At 70.0% G+C, this 11,913-nt stretch carries 8 protein-coding genes; 6 read left to right on the forward strand and 2 right to left on the reverse strand.

What is annotated here, in order from left to right; translation table 11 throughout:
- Nucleotides 1-80 precede the first annotated feature (80 nt).
- Entirely contained in the window at nt 81-1,742 is a 1,662-nt protein-coding gene (locus ACWDSL_RS47970) for an MDR family MFS transporter (RefSeq protein ID WP_450495375.1), read from the reverse strand.
- A gap of 161 nt (nt 1,743-1,903) precedes the next feature.
- Between ACWDSL_RS47970 and ACWDSL_RS47975 the strand changes: the two genes are divergently transcribed.
- Nucleotides 1,904-2,527, forward strand: coding sequence for a TetR/AcrR family transcriptional regulator (locus ACWDSL_RS47975; RefSeq protein ID WP_450495377.1), 624 nt, complete (start codon nt 1,904-1,906; stop codon nt 2,525-2,527).
- A 33-nt stretch (nt 2,528-2,560) separates the two neighbouring features.
- On the opposite strand, the gene ACWDSL_RS47980 is transcribed toward ACWDSL_RS47975, so the two are convergent.
- Nucleotides 2,561-3,463, reverse strand: a complete 903-nt coding sequence (locus ACWDSL_RS47980) for a M23 family metallopeptidase (protein WP_450495378.1) — start codon at nt 3,461-3,463, stop codon at nt 2,561-2,563.
- Nucleotides 3,464-3,938: 475 nt separating this feature from the next.
- Here ACWDSL_RS47980 and ACWDSL_RS47985 point away from each other — a divergent pair, with 475 nt between their 5' ends.
- The 5 genes from ACWDSL_RS47985 (at nt 3,939) to ACWDSL_RS48005 (ending at nt 11,836) form a co-directional block, all read left to right on the forward strand.
- A complete protein-coding gene (locus ACWDSL_RS47985; protein ID WP_450495380.1) occupies nt 3,939-7,079 on the forward strand; it encodes an NACHT domain-containing protein in 3,141 nt (1,046 codons plus the stop codon).
- A 29-nt stretch (nt 7,080-7,108) separates the two neighbouring features.
- Nucleotides 7,109-7,999 carry a bifunctional helix-turn-helix transcriptional regulator/GNAT family N-acetyltransferase gene (locus ACWDSL_RS47990; RefSeq protein WP_450495382.1) on the forward strand — a complete coding sequence of 297 codons (891 nt, stop codon included), beginning with the start codon at nt 7,109-7,111 and terminating at the stop codon, nt 7,997-7,999.
- A 100-nt stretch (nt 8,000-8,099) separates the two neighbouring features.
- Entirely contained in the window at nt 8,100-9,047 is a 948-nt protein-coding gene (locus tag ACWDSL_RS47995) for an aldo/keto reductase (RefSeq protein ID WP_450495384.1), read from the forward strand.
- 78 nt (nt 9,048-9,125) lie between these two features.
- A complete protein-coding gene (locus ACWDSL_RS48000; RefSeq protein WP_450495386.1) occupies nt 9,126-9,560 on the forward strand; it encodes a hypothetical protein in 435 nt (144 codons plus the stop codon).
- A complete protein-coding gene (locus ACWDSL_RS48005; protein WP_450495388.1) occupies nt 9,557-11,836 on the forward strand; it encodes a tetratricopeptide repeat protein in 2,280 nt (759 codons plus the stop codon). Before ACWDSL_RS48000 ends, ACWDSL_RS48005 begins: the two co-directional genes overlap by 4 nt.
- Nucleotides 11,837-11,913: the final 77 nt, after the last annotated feature.

Below are 11,913 nucleotides of genomic sequence, written 5' to 3' on the forward strand. Positions count from 1 at the left end.
CTTACACCCAGCGGCAGACCAACGAGGCCGACGAGAACACCCACCCGCGCCTCACGCTTGTCCATCCAGTCAGATCAGACTCAGACCGCCTCGACCACCGGCATCTGGTCGGCCGGGGCCTGCTCCTCGCCCTCGCCCTTGGGCTTGGGCCCGGACCCGCGCAGCGGGACCTCCTTGATGAACCAGGCCGCGAGGAAGCCGACGACCGCGATCACCGCGCCCCACAGGAAGACCTGGTGCGCTCCGTTCGCGACCGCGTGGGTGTACGCGTCCCTGATGTCCGCGGGCAGCTTCGGAAGCATCGCCGGGTCGAGGTTGGCGCCGCCGGAGGTGACCGCCGCGCCCTTCTCGCCGACCCGGTCGATCATCGTGTCCTTCACCTGATTGGTGAAGAGCACGCCGAGGATGGAGACGCCGAAGGAACCGCCGAGGGTGCGGAAGAGGGTGGCGGAGGAGGAGCCGACGCCCATGTCCTTCATCTCGACGCTGTTCTGCGCGATGAGCATGGAGGTCTGCATCAGGAAGCCCATGCCCGCGCCGAGCACCGCCATGTAGATGCCCGAGGTCAGGCGGGTGGTGTTGGTGTCCATGAGGGACAGCAGGAACAGACCCGCCAGCATCAGGCCGCCGCCGAGGATGGGGAAGATCCGGTACTTGCCGGTCTGGGTGGTGACCCGGCCCGCGATCAGCGAGACGACCAGCATGCCCAGCAGCAGCGGGAGCAGCAGCAGACCGGAGTTGGTGGCCGAGGCGCCCTGGACGGTCTGCTGGTAGAGCGGCAGGAAGGTCATCGACCCGAACATCACAAAGCCGGTGAGGAAGCCGATCACCGTGATGAGCGAGAAGTTGCCGTTACGGAATATGTGCAGCGGCAGCACGGGCTCGGCGACCCGCTGCTCGACGGCCACGAAGGCGATGAGCGCGACGACCCCCAGCGCGCCGAGACCGATGATCTGGACCGAGCCCCACGCGTACTCGTTCCCGCCCCAGGACGTGATCAGCACGAGCGAGGTGATGCCTATGGTGAGCAGCGTCGCGCCGACGTAGTCGATCCGTGCCTGCGTGCGCTTCTTCGGCAGATGCAGCACCGTCGTGATCGCGGCCAGGGCGATCACGCCGAGGGGGACGTTGATGTAGAAGATCCAGCGCCAGCCGAGGTGGTCGGTGAGGGTGCCGCCGACCAGCGGTCCGCCGATCATGGCCACGGCCATGACACCGGCCATCATGCCCTGGTACTTGCCGCGCTCCCGGGGCGGGACCAGGTCGCCGATGATCGCCATCACACCGACCATCAGACCGCCCGCGCCGAGGCCCTGAAGGGCCCGGAAGCCGATCAGCTGCCCCATGTCCTGGGCCGCGCCGGACAGGGCCGAACCGGCCAGGAAGACCACGATGGACGTAAGGAACATGCCCTTACGCCCATACATGTCGCCGAGCTTTCCCCAGATGGGGGTGGAGGCGGCGGTCGCCAAGGCGTACGCGGTGACCACCCAGGAGAGGTGTTCGAGCCCGCCGAGATCGCCGACGATGGTCGGCATCGCGGTGCCGACGATCATGTTGTCGAGCATCGCGAGCAGCATGGCGATCATCAGCGCGAAGATCACCACACCCGTGGAGCGGGGCTTACGACCGGACGCGCCCTCGGCGCCGGGCGGCGCGCCCTCCCCGCCGGACTGCGGGGCCTCCGCGCTGGGCTGCGGTGACGCGGATGGCGCTCCGCCTCCGGACTGTTTCTGGGACATTCTCTCCACTTCCCCCCTGGGGTGCGGCCAATTGCTGCGACCGGCTACTTACTTGCCGCCCGGCTAGTTGAGTACAGTGGAGAAGGTACGGCGTCTACTAGCCGGGCGTCAAGTAAGTTCTGTTCGGCCGCGCACGGCCCCCACGACCACAGGAGAGCACGATGGCCAGCACACCGCAGGCGCGCCGGGGCGACACCCGGCAGCGCATCCAGGACGTGGCCTTGGAGCTCTTCGCCGAGCAGGGCTACGAGAAGACCTCGCTACGCGAGATCGCCGAGCGGCTCGAGGTCACCAAGGCCGCGCTGTACTACCACTTCAAGACCAAGGAAGACATCCTCATCAGCCTGTTCCAGGACCTGGCCCGGCCGCTGGACGAACTGCTCGCCTGGGGTCAGGAACAGCCCCGCACCCTGGAGACCAAGCAGGAGCTGATGCGCCGCTACAGCGTGGCCCTCGAAAGCGCCCTCCCGCTGTTCCGGTTCATGCAGCAGAACCAGGCCGCGATGAGCCATCTGCGCCCCGGCGAAACCCTCAAGGACCGGATGATCGCCCTAAGCGACCTGCTGAGGGACCCCAACGCGCCGCTGACCGACCAGGTCCGCAGCCTCAGTGCGATCTTCGTCATGCATACGTCCCAGTTCGCCATGCAGCACATCGACGCCGGCCCCGAGGAAAAGCGGAAGGCCGCCCTCGAAGTCGCCCTCGATCTGCTGGCACAGGCACACCCGCAGGAGGGCCCGCACGAGGGCCCGCAGGAGAGGTCCGACACCCCGGACGCGGCCTGACCGACGCCCGGGGGTCGTACCAAGCTCAGTGCGTCAGACCTTGACGCCGTGCGAGCGCAGGAAGGCCAGCGGCTCGATGGCCGAGCCGTAGTTCGGCGTCGTACGGATCTCGAAGTGCAGGTGCGGGCCGGTCGAGTTGCCGGTGCTCCCGGAGAGACCTATCTCCTGACCGGTCGTCACGGCCTGGCCCACCGACACCTTCACCAGCGACAGGTGCGCGTACTGCGAGTACGTGTTGTCGGCGTGCTTGATGACGATGGCGTTGCCGTACGCCGGGCCGTCACCGGCGCCGTTGCCGCCGGCCTTGACCACCACACCACCGTGGGCGGCGCGCACCGAGGTGCCGGACGGCACGACGAAGTCCTGCCCACTGTGGTTGTTGACCCACAGGTTGCCCGCGCGCCCGAAGGAGGCGCCGATCTGGTACGAGGCGACCGGCGTCACCCAGGAGGCGGCCTTGGCCTCGGCGGCCTTCTTGGCGGCCTCGGCAGCCTTCTGGCGGGCCTCGGCAGCCTGCCGCGCCTTCGCCGCGGCCTCCGCCGCCGCCTTCTTCTCCGCGGCCTTCTTCGCGGCAGCCTGCTCCGCGGCCCGCTTCTTCGCCGCGGCCTCCTTGGCGGCCTTCTCGGCCGCCGCCTTCGCCTTCGCGGCCGCCGCCTTCTTCGCGGCCGCCTTCTCGGCGTCGATCGCCTTCTGGAGGGCGTCCGCCTGCGCCTGCACCGACTTGCTCAGGTCACTGGCCGGAGCCACCGACAGCACACCGTTGCCCTGCGCCGCGTCCGCGGCGAACGCACCGCCCGCCCCCAGCGCCAGCGAGGCCCCCATGCCCGCGGCCAGCACGGCGGCGCGGGTACGCAGTACGGACTTGCTCGCTTTACGGGCCGATGTGGATTTGAGGTGCCGGGATTCGGTGTGCCGGGATTCAGCGCGCGGGGACATAGGGGGACTACCTCCGGAAAAATGAGTGAGTCCCGGCCGGGGACCGGAACGGACGTTCTTTCGTATCCCGACCCGGCCTTGAGGCCAACCCGCATCACTACTAATCCGCGCCGTACGAAAAGCGGTCGCAGCCGCAATTCATCGACGGCTCCGATCGCGATCAGATATTCGCGATCCGGCACCCCAGAACCCGGATCACCAACCTCCCATCATGAGGTTGACCTGGCACAATGAACGATTGACCGGCCGCGCACGGAAACTCACCCCACACTTCCGACCGCACGCGTGCCCCACGGTCGAAGGCATTCACTAATTTCCGTAGTAGAGCCTCGGCGCCCTGTGTGCGATATCACCGCGACATAAGATCACCGATCATCGTTCCCAGGCATCCCCGGGCATTAGATGTCCGTTTCGGGACCAAAGACCATACGGTCCTGTACGCTGTCCGCACCAAACCATCGGGGGGATGGGGAACGTGGATCCCGCAACCATCGGCGCTCGCCTCACGTCAGCCGTCGTCACGCCGCTGATCAAGAAGCTCTTCGTACAGGAGGGGCCGGGCGCCGGTCTGGCCGACAAGCCGGTCCGCGTCTCGGGGCTCGTCTCGTTCAAGGGCGAGAAGCGCACCCTGACGGAGAAGAACCTCCACAAGATCGCCGCCCAACTGGTCGAGCGCGCGGTGCAGTCCGCAGGACAGGGCGAGCGGCCGATCCCCGCGGACGAGGACGAGGTGCTGGCCGACGCCCTGGCCCGTACCCTCCACGCGCTGGGCGATCTGACCATGGACGACGTCCAGGCCGTCCGCTTCGGCCCGGACCTGCTGGCCAAGGACCTCCGGCAGGCCGCCGGCCGCCCCGACGAGCAGCTCTCCCTGGCCGCCGCCCGCCTCTACAACCTCCTCCTGCACACCGCCTGCCTGCACATCCTGCACTTCTTCACCCAGCGCTCGACCTTTGTCCCCCGCACCCTGGTCGAACAGAGCGGACAGCTCACCGACCTCATCACCAAGATCGACATCCTGATCGAGCGGATCCCCTCCCAGTCGGCCGAGGACGCGGGCTTCGAAAAGGACTACGCCGACTTCGTACAGAAGAAGCACGGGACGCTGACCATCGTCGGCATCGATCTCAGCCACGCGGAGTCCAGCTGGCCCCTGGATGCGGCGTATCTGAGCCTGGAGGCGATCGCCCCGGCGCGCGACCGGGGCGTGACGCCGCTCGGTGGGGAGGTCGCCGCCGCCGGGGCCGCTGACGTCGAAGCCACGGAGGCGGCCGCCCCCCTCAGCTCCACGGAGGTCATGGCCGCCCTCGAAGAGCTCGCCGAAGAAGTCGCCGCCGACGCCGCCGAGGCCCCCGTCCCCGCCGACCAGGCCCTGTCCGGCCACAGCCGGGTCCTGCTGCGCGGCGTCGCGGGCTCGGGCAAGACCACCCTCGTCCAGTGGCTCGCCGTCTGCGCCGCCCGCCAGGAGCCGCCGCGCGGCATGGAGCAGCTGATCGGCCGCGTCCCCTTCGTCCTGCCCCTGCGCACCATCGCCCGCCAAGACACCCTCCCCACCCCCGACCGCTTCCTCGCCGCCGTCCACAACCCCCGGCACGGCGCCCAGCCCGCCGGCTGGGCCGACCGCGTACTGAGCGCCGGGCGCGGGCTGCTGCTCATCGACGGCATCGACGAGATCCCCGAGCGCGACCGGGAGCGCACCCGCGTCTGGCTGAGCGATCTACTCCTCGCCTACCCCGACAACCTCTGGCTGGTCACCTCCCGCCCCTCCGCCGTCGCCGACAACTGGCTGGAGACCGAAGGCTTCGCCGAGTTCGCCCTGGCCCCCATGAGCCACGACGACCTCGGCGCCTTCATCGACCGCTGGCACGACGCCGCCCGCGCGACCTGCCGTACGGACGAGGACCGCACCGCCCTCGACAGCTACCAGTCGGCCCTGCACACCGCCGTACGTACCAAGCCGGACCTGGGACTCCTCGCCACCAACCCCCTGATGTGCGGCCTGATCTGCGCCCTGCACCGGGCCCGCCGCGGCTATCTGCCGCCCGGCCGCAAGGCGCTGTACGACGCGGCGCTGTCCATGTTGCTCGCCCGGCGCGACACCGAGCGCCATATCTACGCGCCCGGCGACGTCCAGCTCGACGAGGAGCCGCAGGTCCAGCTCCTCCAGCGGCTCGCGTACTACCTCATCCGCAACGGCGAGGCGGAGCTCGACCGCGACCAGGCGGTGCGCATCATCGACGACGCGCTCCCCTCCGTCCCCGCAGCCGCCGCGCTCGGCGACGCCCCACGGATCCTGAGCCACCTGCTGCTGCGCAGCGGTCTGCTACGCGAACCGTCCGTCGGCACGATCGACTTCGTCCACCGCACCTTTCAGGACTTCCTCGGGGCGAAGGCAGCCGTGGAGGAGGAGGACTTCGGGCTGCTCGTCCAGCGCGCCACCGACGCCCAGTGGGAGGACGTCATCCGCATGGCCGTCGCCCACGCCCGCCCACGGGAACGGGCGAAGATCCTCACCAAGCTGCTGTCGCGGGCGCAGAAGAACCCCGATTCGGACCTCCGCATCTACCTGCTCGCCCTGGCCTGCCTGGAGCATGCACCCGACCTGGACCCCAAGGTGCGCAACGAGGTCACCCACCTCGCCGTAGGCCTCATCCCGCCCGACACCCCGCGGCTAGCCCGCGGCATCGCCACGGTGGGACCCCTCGTCCTGGAGCTCCTGCCGCCACCGGCCGAACTCACCGACGTCCAGGCCTACCACTGCGTGATCACCGCCTCCTACATCGCCACCGACGCGGCCATCCCCTACCTGTCCCAGTTCGCCGACCACCCCGCGCTGCCCGTCCGCTCACAGCTCACCGCGAGCTGGGGGCGGTTCGACACCGAGCGGTACTTCACCGAGGTGATCGCCCGTCTCGACCCCGACGACCTGTACTTCGTCGCCGAGACACAAGAACACCTGGGTCTGCTGGACAGCATGGGCGGCGTGACGAAACTTCAGCTGCGCGGCAACTTCAGCGAGGACGAGCTGCGCACCAGCCGTTCTCTCGCCCAGGTCACCCATCTGAGGCTGGACCGGAATGAAGCGCTCACCGACCTCGGCGCCCTGAGCCATCTGTCGGGCCTGCACACCCTGGTCCTGACCAGCTGTTCCAGGGCCCAGGACCTGACGCCGCTGTCCGCGCTGTCGCTCCAAAGCCTCGACTTCGCCCCACGGGTGGGTATTCTCGAGAACATTTACCCCAGCGGCCTGGACACCCTGACGACGCTGAGGCACCTGAAGATCAACCTCCCGGCCCTCAATATCGCGCCGCACGCCTTCCCGGCCCACATCACCTGGTTCGATCTGCACCTCTACCATACGGACATGGACGCCGCCTGGATCGCCGAGGCATTCCCCGACCTCCGCCAGCTGGGCATCACCTTCCGCAGCAGCCGCGAGACGGGCCGACTCGATCTGACCCCCCTCGCCGCACTCTCCTCCCTTGAGGCCGTCACCGTCGCCCGCGCGGAGATCACCGGCGCCGAATCACTCACCGGCGTCACCGTCACGGCGCTCGACGGCGTGCCACGGCGTACGGGCCTCCCGGCCGACCCCGCGGGGGCGGCAGCCGACTGACCCCACAATTCTCTGACTAGAGTCAGAGAATGGATTCGGCACAGATCGACCAGGTACGGCGCTTCAACCGCACCGTCACCGAACGCGTGGGCGTGCTCCACGACCACTACCTGGGCCGCGACCGGCCCATCGGCGAGGCCCGGCTGCTCTGGGAGATCGGCGAGCAGGGCCAGGACGTACGGCGGCTGCGCGAACGCCTCGGGCTCGACTCGGGGTACGTCAGCCGACTGCTGCGCGCCCTGGAGCGCGACGGGCTGGTGACGCTGGAGCCGCACCCGGAGGACAGAAGGGTGCGCACCGTACGGCTCACCGACACCGGCCGCGCGGAGCGCGCCACGCTCGACCGCCGCAGCGACGAGCTGGCCGGCTCCCTGCTGCAACCCCTCAACGCCACCCAGCGCACCCGGCTGGTGGCGGCCATGGCCGAGGTCGACCGGCTGCTGACCGCCGCGACGGTCACCGTCGACGCGGTCGCCCCCGACCACCCCGACGCCCAGCACTGCCTGCGGTCGTACGCCACCGAGCTGCAGGAGCGCTTCGAGACCGGCTTCGACCCCGCCCGCAGCCTGCTGCCCGACCCGGGCGAACTCCGTCCCCCACACGGCCTGTTCCTGGTCGCCCGGCTGCACGGCGAACCCGTCGGCTGCGCCGGACTGAAGCTACCGCCCACCGCCCCGGCCGAGATCAAACGCATGTGGGTCGCGCCCCACACCCGCGGCCTCGGCCTGGCCCGCCGGTTCCTCGCCGAACTGGAGACACGGGCCGCCGAACACGGCCGCGACGTACTGCGTCTGGACACCAACAAGGCGCTCGACGCGGCGATCGGGCTGTACCACTCCTTCGGCTTCGAGGAGGTGGCGGCCTTCAACGACGAGCCGTACGCGCACCACTGGTTCGAGAAGCGGATCGCCAAAGACTAGGAACACACACGCAACCCCCTTGCCTTCGAGCCCACTTCAATTGCCAAGCTGCCCGGCACGCAATGCAGCTCTCTGCCACTCGCCGGGGAAGGACCACGCTGTGCCCGATGTGAACTTCGCGCTGGGAACGATGGGATTCGGTACGAAGGTCGACGCCGCCACGTCGCTGAACCTGCTCGACCGGTTCGCGGACGCCGGCGGGACGCTCGTCGACACCGCCAACTGCTACGCCTTCTGGAACGATCCGAGCGGTCGCGGCGGGCACAGCGAGGAGGTCATCGGGCAGTGGCTGGCCCGCCGCCCCTCGCTGCGCGACCAGATGTACCTGAGCACCAAGGCGGGCGCCCAGCCCACCGGCCCCGGCGACTGGCCGGCCAACCGCGAGGGCCTATCGGCGCCAGCGCTCAAGGCCGCCGTCGAGGGCAGCCTGCGCCGGCTCGGCACCGACCGGATCGACCTGTACTGGGCCCATATGGAGGACCGTACGACCCCTCTGGCGGAGTCCGCTGAAGCCTTCGGCGCGCTGGTGGCCGAGGGCGTCGTGGGACGACTGGGGTGCTCCAACCACCCGGTGTGGCGGGTGGAGCGGGCCCGGCAGATCGCCACGGCCAACGGCTGGGCCGGATACACCGCGCTCCAGCTGCGCCACTCCTACCTCCAGCCGCGCCCCGGCGCGCCGGTGCCCGACCAGTCCCACCGCTTCGGCTGGGTCACCGACGAGGTCGTCGACTACGTCGACAGCGAACCGGACCTGTCCCTGTGGGTCTACACCGCCCTGCTGAACGGCTCCTACGCCCGCCCGGACCGCCCCCTCCTCGCCGCCTACGACCACCCCGGCACCACCCAGCGGCTGGCGGCGCTGGACAAGGTCACCGGGGAACTCGGGGTCAGCCGCAACCAGGTCGTCCTGGCCTGGCTGATCGGCGGAAGCCCGGCCGCCACCCCGATCGTCGGCGTCAGCACCCCGGAACAGCTCGACGAAGCACTCGCCGGAGCCCGCCTGCGGCTGCCTGCCGAACACCACCGCCTCCTCGACGAGACCGCCTGACAGCCGCCCCCAGCACCCCACGGCCGCCGTATCGTAAAGACGGTTGACGGGGACGGGTTGATGGGGACAGGGGGCGGAATGGAACCGCAGCTCGCAGACCTCGCGCGGACGGCCGGGTCCACCGTGGTGACTCTGATGGCCACCGACGCCTGGCAGCGCGCCCGGGAGCGGATCGTCGCGTTATGGCGCCGGGCCCAGCCGGACCGCGCCGACGGGATCGACGGCGAGCTCGAGACCACGCACGACGACCTGCTGGCCGCGCGTGACGCGGACGACTCGGAGAACGAGGAGACCCGGCGCGAGCTGGGCGAGGAATGGGCGGGCCGTATGCGGCGGTTCCTCGTCGCGCATCCGGAGGTCGTCGAGGAGTTGCGCCGGATCCTGGACGAGTTGAGCCCGGCCCTGCCGGGCAACGATCAGGCGATGAACACCACCATTCACATGCGGGCCGAAGCCTCCGGCAGCGGCCGGGTCTACCAGGCGGGCCGCGACCAGCACATCACCGAGCGGTGAGCGCCGAAGGCCGAGCCTCCGGGCACGGACGGGTCTTCCAGTCGGCCGGCGACCAGCACATCGCCGAGCACCATCACCACTACGGGCCCGGCGCCTCGCTGTTCGCCGGGGCGCCGACCCCGGGGCTCGGCGGCGGCCCGGACACCGTACGCGTCCCCCTGGTGGGCCGTACCCCGGCCGTCCTGCGGGACCGGGCGGACCTGATGCGGCGATTACGTACGGCAGTGGGTGGTGACAGCGGACAGATCCACGTACTGCACGGCATGGGCGGCTGCGGCAAAACGGCGGTGGCCCACGCCCTGTTCACCGAGGCCGTACGCGACCGGGCCAGGGTCGGCCTCTGGGTCAACGCCTCCGAGCGGCTGTCCCTGCGCGCGGGCATGCTGGCCGTCGCCGCCGACCGGGGCGCGGGCCCCGGCGAGTTGGCCGCCGCGCACAGCGGGCAGCGCGCCGCCGCGGACCTCGTCTGGCACCATCTGGACCACTCCGCCGAGCCCTGGCTCCTGGTGATCGACAACGCCGACGACCCGGCGATCCTGCAAGAGGGCGCCTGGCTGCGCCCCAGCCCGCGCGGCACAGTGCTGGTCACGACCCGGTACGCCACCTCGCGCGCCTGGCGGGGCGCGGTCCTGCACCCCGTCGGAGTGCTGCCCACCGAGGACGCGGCCCAGGTCCTCTGCGACCTCGCACCCCACGCGGGCACCCCGGCGGCGGCCGAACAGGTCGCCCTCCGCCTCGGCTGCCTCCCGCTCGCCCTGACCCTCGCGGGGTCCTACCTGCACCACCAGCTACTGGAGTCCTGGTCCATGGACGAGTACCGAAACCGCCTGGAAGCCGACCCGACCGGCCTCATCGACCAGGGAGCGGCCCTGGATTCCGGCCGCCCCGAATCCCGCCACCTGGTCAGCCGCACCTGGCACCTGTCCCTGGACGCGCTGGTCGACCAGGGCCTGCCCGAGGCCACGACGCTGCTGCGGCTGCTGTCCTGCTGGAGCCCGGACCCGCTGCCGCTGGCGGTGTTGAGCCCGGCGTCGCTGGGCGCGACGGGCCTGCTGGCCGCCGCACGCGTAGAGCCTGCTTTGCGTGGGCTGCTGGATCATTCCCTGGCTGCGCTCGTCTCCGCGCCGGGCGGTACGGATGGGAAGCAGCCGGTGCGCTGCGTCCAGGTGCACGGCGTACTCCTGGACAGCGTCGCCTCAGGCACCCCTGCGGAGCAGCGTGCTGCTCTCACGGAGACGGCAGTCGCCCTGCTGAAGGCCGCGCTTCCGGCAGACGGCGGGGTCGGGGGCGGGTTCGTTGCGCTGCTTGTGCCGCATGCGGTGCGGTTGCTGCGCGAGGGCGACGTTAGGACGGCGGAAAGAGTGGTGGGGTTGGCCGTACGCCTCGCTGAACGCGTTTACGACGCCGGTGACTACACCGCCGCTCTGGCCACAGCTGAGGCCGCGGCGAGCACGACGCACCGTCTGTTCGATGCGGAACACCCCCTGACACTGACCGCCCAGCACCACGTCGCCCGAGCAATGTTCCGCCTGGGCCGCTATGCAGAGTCCGAAGGGCTGCATCGGCAGGTTCTTCAGATCCGTGAACGCGTCCTGGGCGCCGACCACCCAGACACCCTGGACAGCTGCTTCGCGCTCCGGCAGCCGCTGCATCTCACGCAGCGCTACGCAGAGGCACTGCGCTTCCTGCGCAGAGCATTGGACGGGCAGAGACGGCACCTCGGCGAACAGCATCCGAAGACGCTCAAGAGCAGGGCAATCCTGCTGGCGCTGCTCAGCGAATGCCGAGAGGACGACGAGTTCAGACGTATCGCTCCGAAAACGGTCGAGGATTGCGAGCGAACCCTCGGCCGCTATCACCTCACAACGATGGACGCTCGCCTCAACCATGCCTACGGCACCCTCTACATCGGTGACGTACGGGAGGCCGAAGCCTTGGCGAGCCAAACCCTTGCCGACCGCGAGCACGCTCAGGGCCCCGAGCATCCGCAGACCCTGGCCACCGTCCACCTACTCGGCCGTATCTCGGCGGCGCAGGGCAAGTACGACGAAGCGGCAGACCTCATGCGGCGGGTCATCGGCGCACGCTCACGACTGCTCGGGCCCGAGCACCCCATCACGCTCATGAGCCGCAGCGAACTGGCCGGCCACCTCGTAGAGGCGGGGCATACGGCGGAAGCCGAAAGCCTGGCACGGGAGATCCTGCCCCTGTGCGAAGCCGCTGGCGGCGCCGATCACCCCGATACGGTTCGGGTCCGCCGGGTTCTGGAAGCCTGAGCGTGGCCCAGCCAGCCCCGATGCCAGTGACTTTGCGGTGAGTATGGGACAGCGACACGCCGTCGTGTCGGCGTGTC

It is taken from the genome of Streptomyces sp. NPDC000941 (genome assembly GCF_053599555.1).

Bases quoted from the DNA above. Each gene is read 5' to 3' on its own strand.
- ACWDSL_RS47970 (WP_450495375.1), bottom strand. From the start codon at position 1,742: ATGTCCCAGAAACAGTCCGGAGGCGGAGCGCCATCCGCGTCACCGCAG.
- ACWDSL_RS47975 (WP_450495377.1), top strand. From the start codon at position 1,904: ATGGCCAGCACACCGCAGGCGCGCCGGGGCGACACCCGGCAGCGCATC.
- ACWDSL_RS47980 (WP_450495378.1), bottom strand. From the start codon at position 3,463: ATGTCCCCGCGCGCTGAATCCCGGCACACCGAATCCCGGCACCTCAAA.
- ACWDSL_RS47990 (WP_450495382.1), top strand. From the start codon at position 7,109: ATGGATTCGGCACAGATCGACCAGGTACGGCGCTTCAACCGCACCGTC.
- ACWDSL_RS48000 (WP_450495386.1), top strand. From the start codon at position 9,126: ATGGAACCGCAGCTCGCAGACCTCGCGCGGACGGCCGGGTCCACCGTG.